The sequence below is a fragment of the Mesorhizobium sp. WSM3879 genome (genome assembly GCF_002294915.1).
Classification (GTDB): Bacteria; Pseudomonadota; Alphaproteobacteria; order Rhizobiales; family Rhizobiaceae; genus Mesorhizobium.
The window spans coordinates 176,263-193,767 of sequence record NZ_NSFZ01000005.1 but is presented as its reverse complement, the minus strand read 5'-3'; the positions used below and the strand labels follow the sequence as shown (position 1 = coordinate 193,767).

At 64.0% G+C, this 17,505-nt stretch carries 14 protein-coding genes; 8 read left to right on the top strand and 6 right to left on the bottom strand.

Annotation, left to right across the window (positions count from 1 at the left end; all coding sequences use genetic code 11):
• Positions 1–113 precede the first annotated feature (113 nt).
• Positions 114–1,706 carry a peptide chain release factor 3 gene (locus tag CK218_RS13900; protein WP_095828080.1) on the top strand — a complete coding sequence of 531 codons (1,593 nt, stop codon included), beginning with the start codon at positions 114–116 and terminating at the stop codon, positions 1,704–1,706.
• Between the two features lie 154 nt (positions 1,707–1,860).
• Here CK218_RS13900 and CK218_RS13895 read toward each other — a convergent pair whose 3' ends face one another.
• Positions 1,861–2,331, bottom strand: a complete 471-nt coding sequence (locus CK218_RS13895) for a VOC family protein (protein ID WP_095780208.1) — start codon at positions 2,329–2,331, stop codon at positions 1,861–1,863.
• A gap of 253 nt (positions 2,332–2,584) precedes the next feature.
• Here CK218_RS13895 and ilvD point away from each other — a divergent pair, with 253 nt between their 5' ends.
• Positions 2,585–4,429 carry a dihydroxy-acid dehydratase gene (ilvD, locus tag CK218_RS13890; RefSeq protein ID WP_095828079.1) on the top strand — a complete coding sequence of 615 codons (1,845 nt, stop codon included), beginning with the start codon at positions 2,585–2,587 and terminating at the stop codon, positions 4,427–4,429.
• Positions 4,430–4,618: 189 nt separating this feature from the next.
• On the opposite strand, the gene CK218_RS13885 is transcribed toward ilvD, so the two are convergent.
• Positions 4,619–6,373, bottom strand: a complete 1,755-nt coding sequence (locus tag CK218_RS13885) for an ABC transporter ATP-binding protein (protein WP_095828078.1) — start codon at positions 6,371–6,373, stop codon at positions 4,619–4,621.
• Positions 6,374–6,539: 166 nt separating this feature from the next.
• On the opposite strand from CK218_RS13885, the gene CK218_RS13880 reads away from it, so the two are divergent.
• Both CK218_RS13880 and CK218_RS13875 read left to right on the top strand, forming a co-directional pair.
• On the top strand, positions 6,540–7,820 hold the full coding sequence (locus CK218_RS13880) for an amidohydrolase family protein (RefSeq protein ID WP_095828077.1): 1,281 nt from the start codon (positions 6,540–6,542) through the stop codon (positions 7,818–7,820).
• A gap of 83 nt (positions 7,821–7,903) precedes the next feature.
• Positions 7,904–8,827, top strand: coding sequence for a DMT family transporter (locus CK218_RS13875; RefSeq protein WP_067003583.1), 924 nt, complete (start codon positions 7,904–7,906; stop codon positions 8,825–8,827).
• 15 nt (positions 8,828–8,842) lie between these two features.
• On the opposite strand, the gene CK218_RS13870 is transcribed toward CK218_RS13875, so the two are convergent.
• A complete protein-coding gene (locus CK218_RS13870) occupies positions 8,843–9,745 on the bottom strand; it encodes a phosphotransferase family protein (RefSeq protein ID WP_095828076.1) in 903 nt (300 codons plus the stop codon).
• 95 nt (positions 9,746–9,840) lie between these two features.
• On the opposite strand from CK218_RS13870, the gene CK218_RS13865 reads away from it, so the two are divergent.
• On the top strand, positions 9,841–10,473 hold the full coding sequence (locus tag CK218_RS13865) for a class I SAM-dependent methyltransferase (RefSeq protein ID WP_095828075.1): 633 nt from the start codon (positions 9,841–9,843) through the stop codon (positions 10,471–10,473).
• Between the two features lie 12 nt (positions 10,474–10,485).
• Here CK218_RS13865 and CK218_RS13860 read toward each other — a convergent pair whose 3' ends face one another.
• From CK218_RS13860 to CK218_RS30100, 3 genes are all read right to left on the bottom strand, one after another.
• On the bottom strand, positions 10,486–12,939 hold the full coding sequence (locus tag CK218_RS13860) for an FAD-dependent oxidoreductase (RefSeq protein ID WP_095828074.1): 2,454 nt from the start codon (positions 12,937–12,939) through the stop codon (positions 10,486–10,488).
• Positions 12,936–13,832 carry a phosphotransferase family protein gene (locus CK218_RS13855; RefSeq protein WP_095828213.1) on the bottom strand — a complete coding sequence of 299 codons (897 nt, stop codon included), beginning with the start codon at positions 13,830–13,832 and terminating at the stop codon, positions 12,936–12,938. Before CK218_RS13855 ends, CK218_RS13860 begins: the two co-directional genes overlap by 4 nt.
• A gap of 207 nt (positions 13,833–14,039) precedes the next feature.
• Positions 14,040–14,228, bottom strand: a complete 189-nt coding sequence (locus CK218_RS30100) for a hypothetical protein (RefSeq protein WP_127214944.1) — start codon at positions 14,226–14,228, stop codon at positions 14,040–14,042.
• Between the two features lie 4 nt (positions 14,229–14,232).
• Here CK218_RS30100 and CK218_RS13850 point away from each other — a divergent pair, with 4 nt between their 5' ends.
• The 3 genes from CK218_RS13850 to CK218_RS13840 all read left to right on the top strand — a co-directional run bounded on the left by CK218_RS13850 (position 14,233) and on the right by CK218_RS13840 (position 17,398).
• Positions 14,233–14,997, top strand: coding sequence for a DeoR/GlpR family DNA-binding transcription regulator (locus tag CK218_RS13850; RefSeq protein ID WP_067003591.1), 765 nt, complete (start codon positions 14,233–14,235; stop codon positions 14,995–14,997).
• Between the two features lie 53 nt (positions 14,998–15,050).
• Positions 15,051–15,962 (top strand): LysR substrate-binding domain-containing protein, encoded by a 912-nt coding sequence (locus CK218_RS13845; protein ID WP_095828073.1) that lies wholly within the window; start codon positions 15,051–15,053, stop codon positions 15,960–15,962.
• Positions 15,963–16,243: 281 nt separating this feature from the next.
• A complete protein-coding gene (locus CK218_RS13840; RefSeq protein ID WP_067003747.1) occupies positions 16,244–17,398 on the top strand; it encodes an ABC transporter substrate-binding protein in 1,155 nt (384 codons plus the stop codon).
• The last annotated feature ends 107 nt before the right edge of the window (positions 17,399–17,505 follow it).

Below are 17,505 nucleotides of genomic sequence, written 5' to 3'. Positions count from 1 at the left end.
GTTCCTGTCAGGCCACATCGACTACGCTGTTCGGCCGTGCCGGTCTGCCCGAAACTGTCGACACGCCCAAAATGCGCTGCTAGAAGCCCGCGCCACAGACAGGATTCCAAAAATTGGCAGAAGACATCGAACAGGCGGTTTCGCGCCGCCGCACTTTCGCGATCATCGCCCACCCCGATGCCGGCAAGACCACGCTCACCGAAAAGCTGCTTCTGTTCGGCGGTGCCATCCAGCTTGCCGGCGAGGTCAAGGCCAAGAAGGATCGCATCCAGACCCGGTCCGACTGGATGAAGATCGAGCGCGAGCGCGGCATCTCGGTCGTCACTTCGGTGATGACCTTCGAATATGACGACAACGTCTTCAACCTGCTCGACACGCCCGGCCACGAGGATTTCGCCGACGACACCTATCGCACGCTCTCTGCGGTGGATTCGGCCGTCATGGTCATCGACGCCGCCAAGGGCATCGAGCCGCGCACGCTGAAACTGTTCGAGGTCTGCCGGCTGCGCGACATCCCGATCATCACCTTCGTCAACAAGATGGACCGCGAGAGCCGCGATCCCTTCGAAATCCTCGACGAGATCGAGCAGAAGCTGGCGCTGGACACGGCACCGGTTACCTGGCCGATCGGCCGCGGCAAGACCTTTTCCGGCACCTATCACCTGGCGCAGAACGCGGTGCGCCGGAGCGATGACGAGAAGGAGCGCACGCCCGTCAACGGCCCGGATTCCAACCGCGTCGCCGGGCTTTTGCCGGAAAACGAGCGCAACGACTTCATCGAGGAGCTGGAGCTCGCGCGGGAAGCGTGCAGACCGCTCGACATCGACGCCTTCCGGGAAGGCCATCTGACGCCGGTCTATTTCGGCTCGGCGCTGCGCAATTACGGTGTGCGCGACCTGATCGAGGCGCTCGGCGCCTACGGGCCGCCGCCGCGGGCCCAGGCAGCCGATGAACGCACGGTCGAGGCGACCGAGGGGAAGATGACCTCCTTTGTCTTCAAGATCCAGGCCAACATGGACCCCAACCATCGCGACCGGATCGCGTTCGTCCGCGTCTGCTCCGGCAAGCTGGAGCGCGGCATGAAGGCCAAGCTGGTGCGCACCGGCAAACCGATGAGCCTCTCGGCGCCGCAATTCTTCTTCGCCCGCACCCGCGTCACCGCCGACGAGGCCTTCGCCGGCGACGTCGTCGGCATTCCCAATCACGGCACGCTACGCATCGGCGACACGCTGACCGAGGGCGAGGAGATCCTGTTCCGCGGCGTGCCGAACTTCGCGCCGGAAATCCTGCGCCGTGTCCGCCTCGGCGATGCGATGAAAGCCAAGAAGCTGAAGGAAGCGCTGTATCAGATGGCCGAGGAGGGCGTCGTGCAACTGTTCTCGCCTGAGGACGGCTCGCCGGCCATCGTCGGCGTTGTCGGCGCGCTGCAGCTCGATGTGCTGAAGGAGCGGCTTAACATCGAATACACGCTGCCGGTGGATTTCGAGATGTCGCGCTTCTCCGTCTGCCGCTGGATCTCGGCCGACGACAGGGCGGATGTCCAGCGCTTTATCGAGGCGCATCGCGGCGACATCGCCCGCGACCTCGACAACGATCCGGTCTTCCTCGCCCAGCACGCCTTCTCGCTCAACTACGAGGCCGAGCGTTGGAAAGCGATCCGCTTCGCCGCGGTCAAGGACTATCAGGTCCGCGACAAGGCGGCGTGATTGTGGTGAATAGTGGATGGTGAATAGTGATAGTGAATAGTGAATAGTGAATAGTGAATAGTGAATAGTGAATAGTGAATAGTGAATAGTGAATAGTAGTCGGGCATCCTCACGATCCACCATCCACCATCCACCATTCACTACTCACGCGTAGTCACCCCTTCGCCGCTTCCTCGATCGTGGCGATGTCGATCTTGCCCATCTGCATCATCGCCGACATCACGCGCCCGGCCTTCGCTCTGTCGGGGTCCTGAAGCAGGCGCGGCAGCTGCTCCGGCACGACCTGCCAGGAAACGCCGAACTTGTCCTTCAGCCAGCTGCAGCGTCCCGGTTCGCCGCCGCCTTCGGTGAGTCTGGCCCAGAAATGATCGACTTCTTCCTGCGTTTTGCAGTCGATCGACAGCGACATCGCCTCGGTGAACTTGTATTGCGGCCCCCCGTTGAGGGCTTGGAACTGCACCCCGTCGAGCTCGAACGAGGCGACCAGAACCTGGCCTTCCTGGGGATGGCCCTTGGGCCAGCGCGTGACGCTAAGCACCTTCGAATTCTTGAAGATGGCGACATAGTGGTTCATGGCCTCCTCGGCCTGGCCGTCGAACCAAAGGAAGGTGGTGATCTTCTGCATATCTTGCTCCTCCGACTTGTTCAGGTTGGCTCATCATCAACGGCGCGCCGGCGATTTGGCGCGGCTTCCGTACCGTCTGCCTCAAGGACGGCTCGGCGCGGCGCGATCCGACAGCATTTTTCAAATTTCCTGAAGAATCGTGGCGCAGCGCAAAATTGTGGCAAGGCCGGACCTTGGCCGCTATAACCGCTGCCGACTGAAATACAGCGCCGCCGCGCCACGTTTGAGCGCGGCCAGCCAGCAAGGAATACCGATGCCCGCCTACCGTTCCCGCACCACCACCCATGGCCGCAACATGGCCGGCGCCCGTGGCCTGTGGCGTGCCACCGGCATGAAGGACAGTGATTTCGGCAAGCCGATCATTGCGGTGGTCAATTCCTTCACCCAGTTCGTGCCGGGCCATGTGCACCTGAAGGATCTCGGCCAGCTCGTCGCGCGCGAGATCGAGAAGGCCGGGGGGGTCGCCAAGGAGTTCAACACCATCGCCGTCGACGACGGCATCGCCATGGGTCACGACGGCATGCTCTATTCGCTGCCGTCGCGCGAGCTGATCGCCGACTCCGTCGAATACATGGTCAATGCGCACTGCGCCGACGCCATGGTCTGCATCTCCAACTGCGACAAGATCACGCCCGGCATGCTGATGGCCTCGCTACGCCTCAACATCCCGACCGTTTTCGTCTCCGGCGGCCCGATGGAAGCCGGCAAGGTGGTGCTGGGCGGCAAGGCGCAGGCGCTCGACCTCGTCGACGCCATGGTGGCCGCGGCCGACGACCGAATTTCAGATGAGGACGTCAAGGTGATCGAGCGCTCGGCCTGCCCGACCTGCGGCTCCTGCTCGGGCATGTTCACGGCGAACTCGATGAACTGCCTGACCGAAGCGTTGGGTCTCTCGCTGCCCGGCAACGGCTCGACTTTGGCCACCCATGCCGATCGCAAGCGGCTGTTCGTCGAGGCGGGCCATCTGATCGTCGATGTTGCGCAGCGCTATTACGAGCAGGAGGACGACAGTGCGCTGCCGCGCAGCATCGCCTCCAAGGGAGCCTTCGAGAATGCCATGGCCCTCGACATCGCCATGGGCGGCTCGACCAACACGGTGCTGCACATCCTGGCTGCCGCGCATGAGGGCGAGGTCGACTTCACCATGGAGGATATCGATCGGCTGTCGCGCAAAGTGCCGGTGCTTTGCAAGGTGGCGCCGGCCAAGTCCGACGTGCACATGGAGGATGTTCACCGCGCCGGCGGCATCATGGCGATCCTCGGCCAACTCGACCAGGCCGGGCTGATCAACCGCGATCTGCCGACAGTCCACACCGCAACGCTGGGCGAAGCGCTCGACCATTGGGACATCGCCCGCACTTCCGCAGAGAATGTGCGCGAGTTCTTCCGCGCCGCGCCCGGCGGCGTGCCGACGCAGGTCGCCTTCAGCCAGGATCGCCGCTGGGAGGATCTCGACACGAACCGCGAGACGGGCGTCATTCGCTCGGCCAAGACGCCGTTCTCGAAGGATGGCGGCCTCGCCGTGTTGAAGGGCAACCTGGCGCTCGACGGCTGCATCGTGAAGACGGCCGGCGTCGACGAGTCGATCCTGAAATTCACCGGTCCGGCCCGCGTCTTCGAAAGCCAGGACGCTTCCGTCAAGGCGATCCTCGGCAACGAGATCAAGGCGGGCGACATCGTCGTCATCCGCTATGAGGGGCCGCGCGGCGGCCCCGGCATGCAGGAGATGCTCTACCCGACCAGCTATCTTAAGTCGAAGGGCCTCGGCAAGGCCTGCGCGCTGATCACCGACGGCCGCTTCTCCGGCGGCACGTCGGGTCTGTCGATCGGCCACGTCTCGCCGGAAGCCGCCGAGGGCGGGCTGATCGGCCTGGTTCAGGAAGGCGACACGATCGAGATCGACATCCCGAACCGCAAGATCCATCTCGCCGTCAGCGAAGCCGAGCTCGACGCCCGCCGCAAGGCTATGGCGGCCAAGGGCGCGGATGCCTGGAAGCCTGAGGAAAAGCGCAAGCGCAAGGTGACGACCGCTTTGCGCGCCTATGCCGCCTTCGCCACCAGCGCCGACAAAGGTGCTGTCAGGAAAGTGCCGGAATAGGGCCGACCGCACCTTCTCCCCTTGTGGGAGAAGGTGGATCGGCGCGCAGCGCCGAGACGGATGAGGGGTGTTCCAGCTTGGCGACACCTTTCGCCAGCCAGAATTTCCAGCGCCTTACTCCGTCCAACACCCCTCATCCGGCCGCTTCGCGGCCACCTTCTCCCGCAAGGGGAGAAGGGGAAGCTGGCCCTACGGCATCAGCTGATATTCATAAAGCTTCTGATAGAGTCCGCCCTGTTTGAGCAGGGACTTGTGCGGGCCGCTTTCCAGCACCTTGCCGTTTTCCAGCACCACGATCGTGTCGGCTTGATGCACCGTTGACAGCCGATGCGCGATGACGATGGTCGTGCGTCCGACCGTGAGTTGCTGCAGCGCGTCGCGGAACAGCGCTTCCGACTCGGCGTCCAGCGCGCTGGTCGCCTCGTCGAGCAGCAGGATCTCGGCATTGCGCAGCATGGCGCGCGCGATCGAGATGCGCTGGCGCTGGCCGCCGGACAGCAACGAGCCGTTCTCGCCCACCTCCGTCTCGTAGCCCTTGGCCATGGCGCTGATGAAGTGATGCGCGTTGGCGGCCTTGGCCGCGGCGATCACCTCCTCGTCGGTCGCGTCCTGACGCCCGAGACGTATGTTGTGCATGATGGTGCCGGCGAACAGGAACGTGTCCTGGCTGACATAGGCAATCTTCTGCCTGAGTGAATCGAGCGTGGCGAAGGAGATGTCCTGGCCGTCGAACATGACCTTGCCGCTTTGCGGGTCGTACATGCGCATGATCAGGTTGAGGATCGTTGACTTGCCGCCGCCGGAAGGTCCGACCAGCGCCGTCATCTTGCCGGCCGCCAGGGTCAGGTTGAGCTGTTCGAAAACCGGCGGGCTCTCGGGATAGGCGAAGCTGACATTGTCGAAGCGGATTTCGCCCGGGCCCGGCTGCAGCGGCTTGGCGCCGGGCTTTTCGGCCAGCGTCAGCGGCCGGTCGGCAAGCTGGAACATCATGCGCACGCCGACAATGCCGGTCTCCAGCGAGATGCGGACGCGCGCCAGCCGCTTGGCCGGCTCATAAGCGAGCAGCAGCGCCCCGATAAAGGCCATGATGTTGCCCGGCATCTGGCCGCCCTGCAGCACCAGGAAGCCGCTGATGAAGACTGCGCCGGCAATCGCCAGACCGGCAAGCGTTTCCATCACCGGGCTGGTGGCTGCCTCGAGCGTCGCGATGTTGTTGGCGCGGTTCTGTACGTCCGACACGGCCTTGTACATGCGCTTGCGCATCGCGCCTTCGAGATTGAAGGATTTGACGACGCGCACGCCGATTGCCGTTTCCTGCATCACATGCACGATCTGGCCGAGCGAGCGGAATTCCATCTTGGCGATCTGGCGCACGCGCTTGAGAATGCTGTTGACGCCGTAGATCGCCACGGGTCCGACGACGAAGCAGATCAGCGACAGCGCCGGCTGCTCCCAGACCATCACTGCGACCAGCACGATCAGCGTCACCAGATCGCGCACATAGGACGTGACGACGAGGTCGAGCACGCTGCGCGCGGCTTGGGCGTTGTTGGTCATGCGGGTGATCAGGTCGGACGACGAGGTCGAATGGTAGAATTCGATGCCTTGCGCCAGGATCCGGTCATAGATCTTGCGCTGCCTATCGGCGATGATGGCATTGCCGACACGGCTCATGAAATAGGCCTGAACGAAGGTCGCCAGGCCCTTGAGGACGAAGATAGCGGCGACCGCGGCCGCGATCAGGTTGACGCGATCCGCTCTCTTGTAGACCACGAATTCGTTGGTGATCTCCTTCAGGATCCATGCGCTTGCCCCCGTCATGGCGGCCACCACCAGCATCGACACAATGGCCGCGCCATAGCCGAATTTATGCTCTCGGAAAGATTCTCGTACCAGCCTCGCGACGAGGCGCTGGTTCTCCGTCGAGCGGAAGAAGCGAAACAAACGGCCGATCCTGTGTCTGGCTTAGCAAATTTCGGATTCGCCACGGGGGCGAGAGGCGGCTTATAGAGCGAGTTGGCGCCGGAGGAAACGCCGGCAGGGAAGAAACGGCTGCGGCGGGCCGCCTTTCCGATCACGATAACGCTGATTCTACCAAAGGGATGACGAGATGGATTTCGACCTCATCGTGCGCGGCGGCACGCTGCCGGACGGCAGGATCGCCGATATCGGCATCGCTGGCGAAACCATCGCCGCGATCGAGCCTCAGTTGCAAGGCGCAGCTCGGAGCGAGGTCGACGCGCGCGGCAATCTTGTCTCGCCGCCCTTCGTCGATCCGCATTTCCATATGGACGCCACGCTCTCCTATGGCATTCCGCGCATCAACGCTTCGGGCACGCTGCTCGAAGGCATTGCGCTCTGGGGCGAGTTGAAGCCGCTCCTGACGCATGAGGCGGTGCGCGACCGCGCGCTCGCCTATTGCGACTGGGCGGTGTCGATGGGCCTGCTTGCCATCCGCACCCATGTCGATGTCTGCGACGACCGGCTGCTTGCCGTGGAAGCTCTGCTGGACGTGAAGAAAACGGTCGCGCCCTATCTCGACCTGCAGTTGGTCGCCTTTCCGCAGGACGGGTTTTATCGCTCGCCGACGGCCCGCGAAAACACGATCCGGGCGCTGGATATGGGCGTCGACATCGTCGGCGGCATCCCGCATTTCGAGCGCAGCATGGCCGATGGCACCCGCTCGGTGACGGAGCTCTGCGAAATCGCGGCGAAGCGCGGCCTGATGGTCGACATGCATTGCGACGAGACCGACGACCCGCTTTCGCGCCACATCGAGCAGCTTGCCTATGAAACGCAGCGCCTCGGCTTGCAGGGCAGGGTGGCGGGCTCGCACCTCACCTCGATGCATTCCATGGACAATTACTACGTCTCGAAGCTGTTGCCGCTGATCGCCGAGGCCGGCGTCTCTGCGATCCCCAATCCGCTGATCAACATCATGCTGCAGGGGCGCCACGATACCTTCCCCAAGCGGCGTGGCCTCGCCCGGGTGAAGGAGATGCAGGCGCTCGGCATCCGCGTCGGCTGGGGCCAGGACTGCGTGCTCGACCCATGGTATTCGCTGGGCACGGCGGACATGCTCGACGTGGCCTTCATGGGCCTGCATGTCGCGCAGATGTCGAGCCCGGCCGACATGGCGCGCTGCTTCGACATGGTCACCAACGTCAACGCCGCCATCATGGGGCTTGATCATCTCGGTCTGACCGTCGGCAAGCGGGCGAGCCTTGTCGTGCTCGATGCCGGCAATCCGATCGAGGCCGTCCGCCTGCGCCCCGAGCGCCTCTATGTCATCGCCAGGGGCAAGGTGGTAGCCGAACGGACCAGGCAGGACACGCGGCTGTCGATCGCCGGTCGGCCGGAGAACGTCAACCGCAGGCACAAATCCGCGTAGCGCCAGCCGATTTCCGCCGCTGGTCTCACGGATCGTCCGAATTTCCCTCCTCAAAGCGACAGATTGCGAGTAGGGAGCCGGGCATGGCCCAGTTCCTCGCCCGCAATCTCACGATCAAGAATGTCCTGCTCGCCGGCATTCTCTTGATGCTGGCCGGCGACTTCATGTTCGCGCTGAACGACGCGATGGGCAAATGGCTGGTCGCTTCCTTCTCGGTCGGTCAGGTGGTGCTGGTTCGCTCCATCGGCGCCTTCTTGGTGCTCGGGCCGATGATCGCCAACCAGGGCGCGGGCAAGCTTTTTCAGGTGGAAAGGCCGGTGCTGCAGGTCCTGCGCGTCGCGGCGACCACGCTTGACACCGGGCTGTTCTATGCCGCGGTCGTCTATCTGCCGCTCGCCGACGTGATGAGCTTCTACATGGCCGGACCGATCTATGTCGCCGCGCTCTCGCATCTCCTGCTCGGCGAGAAGGTCGGCTGGCGGCGCTGGCTGGCGATCCTGGTCGGCTTCTGCGGTGTGCTGATCATCCTGAAGCCATCGTCGGCCGCGTTTTCGCTGTCATCAGCCTATGCGCTGATCGGCAGCATTGCCTTCGGCTTCGCCATCATTCTCGGCCGGCGTTTGCGCGGAACGAGTGACACGACGCTGGTCACCTGGCAGACCATCGGCACGTTGATTGTCGGCGGCGTTCTGACCATCGGCGCCTGGCGTACGCCGTCGGCGCTCGATTTCGGCGCCATGCTTTTGCTCGGCATCGTCTCCTGCGCCGCCCATCTGATGATCACCCGCGCGCTGAAGCTGGCGCCGGCGTCAACGCTGGCGCCGCTGCATTACAGCCTGCTCCTGTGGGCCATTGTCTTCGGCCTGGTCTTCTTCGGCGATGTGCCGAGCCCGCGGATACTCGCCGGCTCGGCCATCGTTGTGCTCGCCGGCATCTTCATCTTCCATCGCCAGAAGGTGGTGGAAACCGTCGTGCCGCCCGAGAACGTGCCGAAAGGCGTCAACTAGGATCCAGGCCTGCGCTCACCCCTCTCGCACAGCAGCGAGGTGGCGTGAAAACTCGGGCGTCTCCATCAGCGCCTTGCAGCGGGCGAAGCGTCCGTCCGCATAGGCGCGGAAATCGTCGACCGGGTTGTTGTTGGCGAGCTGGATCAGCCCCCACAGCGTCCAGAGCAGGTCGCACATGGCCTTGTAAATGACGACGCGGCCGCGCTCGGCCGGCCTTGCTTCGCCGCCGAAATAGGCGCGCATCAGCTCTTCGTCCTGGCCGGCGTCGAACTTGCCTTCGACCGAGAGGTCGCCGAGATCCCACAACGGATCGTTCATGCCGGAGTACTCCCAGTCGACGATCCACATCCGCTCCCCGGTATCGAGAAAGTTTTCGCAGAGCGGATCGCAGTGGCAGGCAGCAAGCTGGATCGGGTGCGTGACCAATGCTTCGCGCACGCTGCCCGCCTCGCGCACCACGTCGTGATAGCCGGGCGGCAGGGCCACATCCTTGGTCGACAGTACGTTCAGATAGTCGTCGATCATCGCAAACAGCTCGAAGCGGAAGGGGAAGACCGCGCCGGACGCATGCAGCTTGCGGAAGGCTGCGCCAGCACGCGCCGGACTGCCCTGTCTGGCCTTGAACTTTTCCGGCGACATGGTCTCGGCGTCGGCGACGAAGCGCGTTGCCATCAAGCCGGATGCGGGATCGTCAAAAAGCACCTCCGGGCTGACGCCGGCCTTGGCCGCCTCGCGCGCCGCCACTGCCTCGTTGGCGCGGTTGATATATTCCTCCGTGCCCTTGCCGGGAATGCGCAGGCAGACCTCGCCGGCCTTGTAGACACGGTTGGTAAGGCCGCCCAACCGCTCCAAAGGACCCTCATAGCCGGCAAGCGCCGGAATGGCGGCTAGCGCCGCGCGCGCCTCTTCCATCGTCACCCCCTTAACCATCACGCCATGTTTATGGCGGAACGGTTCCACAGTTTTTGCCTCTTGGCTACCATGGCCGACACGAATCGGCGGCGGGAGCGGCAATGGTGGACGGCAAGCACAACAGCGCGCTAAGCGCGGCCTATGCCGCAACACGGCCGGACGAAGTGGCCGCAATCTACGATAGCTGGGCCGAAACTTACGACGCCGATATGTCGGCGGCCGGCTATCGCCATCCGACCATCTGCCTGGCCCTGCTGGCCCGCCATCTGCCGCGCGGCGCGGAACCCGTGCTCGACGCCGGCGCCGGCACCGGGCTGATCGGCGAATGGCTCGCCATCACCGGCTATCCTCGTGTCGAGGCGCTCGACATCTCGCAAGGCATGCTGGACAAGGCCGGCGCCAAGGGCGTCTACACGGCGCTGCATCGTCTGGCGCTGGGCGGCGCCTTGCCTTTCGCGGACGGCGCCTATGCCGGCATCGTCTCGGCCGGCGTCTTCACCTCCGGCCATGTCGGCGTCGAGGGGCTGGACGAGCTGATCCGCATCTGCCGTCCAGGCGGCATCATCGTGCTGACGATCAAGAACACGCTTTGGCAGGCCGGCTTTGCCGAGCGGATCGCCGCGCTCGAAGCGGAGGGCGTCATAACCCGGCTTGAAGAAACACGGCCTTACGCCTCGATGCCCGGCGAGGGCGACGCGGTGCCAAGCAGAGGCCTCGTGCTGCGCGTCGGCTGACCGCTTTCCTACTTAAGCCTTTATCTTCTCTCCGGCCGGATCGTACATCGGCTCGAGATGGATCTTTGCCGGCGTGCGCTCCATCGCCACCACCAGTTCATAGGCGCCGGAGGCGAGGAAGTCGTCGCTGACGCCATCGGCGTTGCGCACATAGCCATATCCGATGTTCTTCTCCACCGTATAGCCATAGCCGCCGCTGGTGAGATAGCCGACCGGTTGGCCGTTGCGCAGGATCGTCTCGCGTCCGGCCAGGACGACGTCCGGATCGTCGACCGTGAAGCCGGCAAAACGTTTTGCCAGCGGCTGGCCGGCCGCTTTCTCCAGCGCCCGCCGCCCGATGAAGTCGTTGTTCTTCCTGAGCTTCACCGCCCAGCCGAGGCCCGCTTCCTGCGGCGTGTCGTTCGGCGTGATGTCCGCCCCCCAGGCGCGATAGCCCTTTTCCAGCCGCAGCGATTCCAGCGCCCGGTAGCCGACCGGGCGGATGCCATGCTGTTTCCCGGCTGCCATGAGGGCATCAAAAATCTCGCCCGTCGCGGCGATCGGCACATGCAACTCCCAGCCGAGCTCGCCGACATAGGTCACCCGCAGCGCTCGCACGGTGTGGCCGGCGATGTCGATCTCGCGCGCGTGGCCGAAGGGGAAGGCGGCGTTGGAGACATCCGCACCCGTTACCGCCGACAGCACGTCGCGGGCGCGTGGCCCCATCAGCGACAGCGTGCCGAAATCCTCGGTGACGTCTTTCAGCGCCGCGTCGAGTCCCTGGCCGAGATGGTCGCCGATCCACGAAAAATCATGCGTGCGGAAACCGGTGCCGGTGACGATGTAGAACCTGTCCTCGCCGAGCCGTGCCACCGTGAGGTCTGCTTCGATGCCGCCGCGCGTGTTGAGAAGCTGCGTATAGGTCAGCCGGCCGACCGGCCTGTTGATGTCGTTGGCGCAGATCCAGTCGAGCGCCTTCAGCGCATCGGCCCCGGTCATCTCGTATTTGGCAAAGGAGGATTGGTCGAAGATGCCGACTTTCTCGCGCACATGCCGATGTTCCTCGCCGGCCGCCTCGAACCAGTTCTGCCGCCCCATTGAATAGACGTCTTCCGGCTTGATGCCGTCGGGCGCGAACCAGTTCGGCCGCTCCCAGCCGAGCTTCGAGCCGAACACGGCGCGGTGCTCTCTCAGCCGCTCATAGAGCGGCGAGACGATGCGCGGCCGGCCCGAGAGATATTCCTCATGCGGGAAGCCGATCGTGTAGTGCTTGCCATAGGCTTCCAGCGTGCGGTCGCGGACCCAGCCGCGGTCGCGATGCAGACCGGAGAACCGCCTTATGTCGACCAGCCAAAGGTCGAGCGGCGCCTCGCCGTCGACCACCCATTGCGCCAGCACCCAGCCGGCGCCGCCGCCGGACGCGATGCCGAAGGCGTTGAAACCGGCGCCGACGAACATGTTGGCGCATTCGGGCGCGACACCAAGGATGAAATTGCCGTCCGGCGTGAAGCTTTCCGATCCGTTGATCATTTGCTTGACGCCGACATTGGCCAGCGCCGGCACCCGCTCGATCGCCTGCGCCATATGCTGCTCGAAGTGGTCGTAATCATCATCGAACAGGCGGAACGCCCAGTCGTTGGGCACGTCGCCCCCGGGGAGCTCAGTCGTCCAGGCCTGCGGGTTCGGCTCATAGCCGCCCATCACCAGCCCGCCGACCTCTTCCTTGAAATAGGTGCGGCGGTCGGGGTCGCGGATTGTCGGCGCGTCGTTGGCCAGCCCTTCGATCTTCTCGGTGATGATGTACTGGTGCTTGACCGGCTGCAGCGGCACGTTGATGCCGGCCATCGCACCGACCTGCCTCGCCCATTGCCCGGCGCAGTTCACCACCTTGTCGCAGGCAATGTCGCCCTTTTCGGTCTTCACCGCGGTGATGCGTCCGTCCGTCATCTCGAATCCGGTGACGCGCGCGTCCTCGAACAGTTTGGCGCCATGCATGCGCGCGCCCTTGGCGAGCGATTGGGTGATGTCGGAGGGGTTGGCCCGGCCGTCGGTCGGCAGCCAGGAGGCGCCGACGAGGTCGCCGGTTTCCATCAGCGGCCACATGCGCTTCACCTCGGCGGGCGACAGCAGCTGCATGTCCATGCCGAAGCTTTTTGCCGTCGTCGCCAGTCGCTTGAACTCGGTCCAGCGATCGGCGTTGGTGGCGAGCCTCAGGCACCCGGTCATTTTCCAGCCGGTCGCCAGTCCCGTTTCGGCCTCGAGCCCCTTATAGAGCTCGACGGAATATTTGAGCACGCGGGTGATTGAGGCCGACGAGCGCAGCTGCCCGACCAGTCCGGCCGCGTGCCAGGTCGAGCCCGAGGTCAGCTTGCCTTGCTCCAGCAGCACCACGTCGGCCTTGTGGTCGCGCGCCAAATGATAGGCGGTCGAGCAGCCGATGATGCCGCCGCCGATGACCACGATCCCGGCATGGCTGGGCAAAGTCATGATCTTGTCCCGTATCTCGTCCGGTAGTTTTCCAGTGCAGCGTCGAGCCGCACCAGGTTTTCTTCGGTATAGGCGACGTAGTCGATCCCGGGCGCGTCGAGATAGAGCTCGGAAACCATGCTCCACATTGCCTCGCGCAGCAGTGAGGCGCATTGCATGGCCGCGTGCGAGCGGCGGATCTCGCTGTCCGGCTCCTTCATGAAATAGGCGGTCAGGAAGGCGAAGGATTCCTCGTCGCTCATCCCCGCATTCGAGGCGGCGCCGGCCAGATCGAACATGGCCGTGTTGAAGCCGGCATATTCGAAATCGATCAGCCACAGCCGCTTGCCGTCGTCGAGGATGTTGGCCGGCAAAAGATCATTGTGGCCGAACACGATCGGCAAAAGCTTCTGCGCCCGTTCGAGCTCGTCGGCTAAAGCGAGATAGCGCGGCAGCTCGTCCTTCTTGCGGCTGCCGCCTTCCTCGAGCGTGCGCGCATAGTCGCGGATGACATGAAAGACCCAGAACATGAAACCGGCGCCGGAGACGTGGTTCGGCATCTCGCGGTGAAAGCGCCGCAGCAGCGCCGCCACGCGGCCGAGATCGGCGCGCACATCCTCGGCGAGGAAGGTCCTGGCGCCGAGAAACTGAGTCACCAGAATTCCGGGCTCGGCGTAGTGGACGGCTGGCGCGAAACCGGCCGCATGCGCCGCCCGCGCCGTCATCACCTCGCGCTCGCGAAAGACATGGTGGAACGGGAAGTCCTGGCCGAAGCGCACCACGTGCCGGCCGGCGGCGTCGGTAACGACATAGTTGGCGTTGCTGAGGCCGCCGGGCAGCGGCTTGATCTCGATGCCGCCGCTCCAGCAGCGCAGGGCGCGGATGCGGTCTTCGGTGGTTGCGGCGGCGCTCACGGGTTCGGTCCTGCTTCGGCCGGCTTTCGACAAAGCGCCGGTCTCTCACAAAGCGATGAGAGAAAAAAGAAAGGCCTCGTCGGTGCGGGATGCCGGGATTGATATCCCTCACCACACCGACGAGCCCCTTGGCCAGGCTTAGGATCCCGGCATCCGCCCCCGCGGATTCGAAAAAAGCTCGCGCCAGGCACGTTCCAGAAAATCTGGTCAGTCGATTGCGGCTCTGCCATCACCCTCCTGTGGCAGTTCCGAGCCTGTCACGACAACAATCTCACGCCAGCGTGATGTTGCTGTCAATAAAAAGCTGTGACCTTTTTTGGGTGTTTTGCCCGAAAATATGAGCAATTCCTTTAAAAGCGTTAGGAATGCCGTAGAATCGGTCAAAATCCCGGACATCCACATGATCCACTCGAAACGGCACGGCGAGATCCTGCGGCTCCTCGGTGAGGAGGGCACGATCACCATCGCCAGCCTGGCCGAGCGCCTGGGCGTGTCGCTGGAGACGGTCAGGCGCGACGTGAAACCGCTGACCGATGACGGGGCATTGCTCAAGATGCATGGCGCCGTCAGCCTGCGCTCGATGACAGGCGAGGCGCCGTTCGAGCGCCGCATGCGCGAGAATGCCGAGGCAAAGCGTCTGATTGCCCGCATGGTCGCGGCCACCATCCGCGACGGCGAGTCGATCATGCTCGACACCGGCACCACCACGTCCTTCCTGGCGCGCGAACTGCTCGGCCATCGCCGCCTGACGGTGGTCACCAATTCGTCCGACATCGCCCGTACGCTGGCGACGGTGAACGGCAACAAGGTCTATATGGCCGGCGGCGAGCTGCGCAGCGATTCAGGCGCTGCCCTCGGCGTCGCGGCGATCGAATTCGTAAGCCGCTTCTCGGTCAGCCATGCGGTGATCTCCATCGGCGCGGTCGACGCCGTCGCCGGCCTGACCGACTACGAGCTGGAGGAGGCGGAATTCGCCCGCATGGTGTTGTCGCGCGGGCAACGCTCGCTGGTCGTCACCGACCATACCAAGTTCGGCCGGCAGGGCCTGGTTCAGGTCTGCGGCTTCGACGGTTTCTCCGAGCTTGCCACCGACCAGCCGCCGCCGCGCGACATCGCCGCCGCTCTCAGCCAGGCCGGCGCGCGTCTCAGCATTGCGATGGCCTAGCGCCGGATGCGCCAACGGCTTTCCTTCCCGGCCGCGCCGGTGTTTAGTCGGGCATGGCCTTCACCATCCGCCAGCTCCAGTTCTTCGTCGCCGTCGCCGAGCAGGGCACGGTCTCGGGCGCCGCGCAGAACCTCTCCATCTCGCAATCCTCGGTCACCGAGGCGATCAAGGAGCTGGAGAGCGATCTCGGAGTCGAGTTGTTCGACCGCCACCCGCGCGGCCTCAACATCACCCATAAGGGGCACCAGTTCCTGCGCCACGCGACGAAAATCCTGGCCGACGTTTCCGATGCGCGCCGCGCTTTCCTCGGCGATCAACTCACAGCAGGCGGGCGGCTGCAGCTCGGGGTCACCTCGCTTGTTGCCGGCTACGTGCTCTCCGATCTGCTGGCTCGCTACCGCCGCGCGTATCCAAGCGTCGAAGTCTCGGCGATCGAGGACAATGGCGACTATCTCGAGCATCTGCTGGTCGGCGGCAAGCTCGACATCGCCGTCATGGTCACGTCGAATTTGCGCGATCGCACCGCGCTGCAGTCGGAAATCCTCGAAGTCTCGGCCTATCGGCTCTGGCTGCCGCTCAGCCACAAGCTCGCCAGCGCCGACATTATCTCGATCGGCGACATCGCTTCCGAACCGCTGATCATGCTGACCGTCGACGAGATCGAGGAGAACACCGGCAAGCTGCTGTCGGCGCTCGGTGCGAGACCGCATGTCGCCTTCCGCACCCGCTCCGTCGAGGCCGTGCGCAGCCTTGTGGCCACCGGCGCCGGCGTGGCGCTGCTGCCCGATCTCGTCTATCGTCCCTGGTCGCTGGAAGGCGACCGCATCGAATCCCGCGATATCTCCGGCTCGCCTCCGGTCGTCCAGGTCGGCATGGTTTGGCGCCGCGGTTCCAGCCTGCCGCAGGCCGCCCGCGACTTTATCGGACTTGCCCAGTCGCAGCGCATGGTCCGGCAGCGGCTCTGATCAGAGCAATTCCAGCAAAGTGTGAACAGTTGGGCTCGGCGACTTCGTCGCAACCTTCCGTCCGGAATGGCGTCGGAAAGAGTATCGGAAAATCCGATATCGGGTTTCTGATAAATGGATTTGCGAAACCGGAATTTTCACAGCACTTTTCGCTCAGGGAACAAAGCCGCTCGTGAGCGCGGCTGCCGGGGTGATGGGAACTCTGGCGTTCAGGTTTGCGCGTGATCCTTGTTGAAAACCGGATCGGTTTCGGGGTCATGGGCCAAAATGGGAGATCGATGATGAATGCATTCCTGAAGTCATGCACGGCGTTGACGGTTGCGCTGACCTTCTCGGGTCAGGCGATCGCCCACGTCAAGGAAGTCGGCAAGGGCGAAGGCGAGCTGAATATCGTCGCCTGGCCGGGCTATATCGAGCGGGGCGAGACCGACAAGAACTACGACTGGGTGACCGCCTTCGAGAAGGAGACCGGCTGCAAGGTCAACGTCAAGACCGCCAATACGTCGGACGAGATGGTCTCGCTGATGAACGAGGGCGGCTTCGACCTGGTGACGGCTTCTGGTGATGCTTCCCTGCGCCTCGTCGCCGGCAAGCGCGTGCAGCCGATCAACACCGACCTCATCAAGAGCTGGAAGACGGTCGACGACCGTCTCAAGGACGCGCCCTGGTTCACCGTCGACAAGGTGCATTACGGCGTGCCCTACCAGTGGGGCCCGAACATCCTGATGTACAACACCACCGTCTTCAAGGAAGCGCCCAAGAGCTGGAACGTCGTTTTCGAGGAGATGAAGCTGCCCGACGGCAAGTCGAACAAGGGGCGTGTCCAGGCCTATGACGGCCCGATCCACATTGCCGATGCCGCCAACTACCTGATGTTCCACAAGCCGGAACTGGGCATCAAGGACCCTTACGAGCTCAGCGAAGACCAGTACAAGGCGGCGCTCGATCTGCTGCGCACCCAGCGCACCCTGGTCGGCCGCTACTGGCATGACGCCGCGATCCAGGTCGACGATTTCCAGAACGAAGGCGTCGTCGCCTCCGGCTCGTGGCCGTATCAGGTGAACACGCTGGTCGCCGCCAAGAAGCCGGTCGCCTCGACCGTGCCGGAGGAGGGCGTCACCGGCTGGGCCGACACCACCATGATGGAAGCCGACGCCGCCCATCCGAACTGCGCCTATATGTGGCTCGAGCACTCGCTCTCGCCCAAGGTCCAGGGCGATGTGTCGTCCTGGTTCGGCTCGCTGCCGGTCGTGCCCGCCGCCTGCAAGGGCAATGAACTGCTTGGCGACGAGGGCTGCAAGACCAACGGTTACGACAATTTCGAGAAGATCAAGTTCTGGAAGACGCCGATATCGAAATGCGCCAGCCAGAATGACAAGTGCGTGCCCTATTACCGCTGGGTGTCGGACTATATCGGCGTCATCGGCGGGCGGTGAGTTCGCCTGGCCTTTAGAAGTTGGCGCTGCCCCTCACCCTTACCCTCTCCCCGCGAAGAACGGGGAGAGGGGGCGCCAGCGCTGGAGTTTGTCCCTTCTCCCCGTCT

Coding starts and splice junctions, on each gene's coding strand:
- CK218_RS13895 (WP_095780208.1), bottom strand. CDS start 2,331: ATGCAGAAGATCACCACCTTCCTTTGGTTCGACGGCCAGGCCGAGGAG.
- ilvD (WP_095828079.1), top strand. CDS start 2,585: ATGCCCGCCTACCGTTCCCGCACCACCACCCATGGCCGCAACATGGCC.
- CK218_RS13880 (WP_095828077.1), top strand. CDS start 6,540: ATGGATTTCGACCTCATCGTGCGCGGCGGCACGCTGCCGGACGGCAGG.
- CK218_RS13875 (WP_067003583.1), top strand. CDS start 7,904: ATGGCCCAGTTCCTCGCCCGCAATCTCACGATCAAGAATGTCCTGCTC.
- CK218_RS13865 (WP_095828075.1), top strand. CDS start 9,841: ATGGTGGACGGCAAGCACAACAGCGCGCTAAGCGCGGCCTATGCCGCA.
- CK218_RS13860 (WP_095828074.1), bottom strand. CDS start 12,939: ATGACTTTGCCCAGCCATGCCGGGATCGTGGTCATCGGCGGCGGCATC.
- CK218_RS30100 (WP_127214944.1), bottom strand. CDS start 14,228: ATGTCCGGGATTTTGACCGATTCTACGGCATTCCTAACGCTTTTAAAG.
- CK218_RS13850 (WP_067003591.1), top strand. CDS start 14,233: ATGATCCACTCGAAACGGCACGGCGAGATCCTGCGGCTCCTCGGTGAG.
- CK218_RS13845 (WP_095828073.1), top strand. CDS start 15,051: ATGGCCTTCACCATCCGCCAGCTCCAGTTCTTCGTCGCCGTCGCCGAG.
- CK218_RS13840 (WP_067003747.1), top strand. CDS start 16,244: ATGAATGCATTCCTGAAGTCATGCACGGCGTTGACGGTTGCGCTGACC.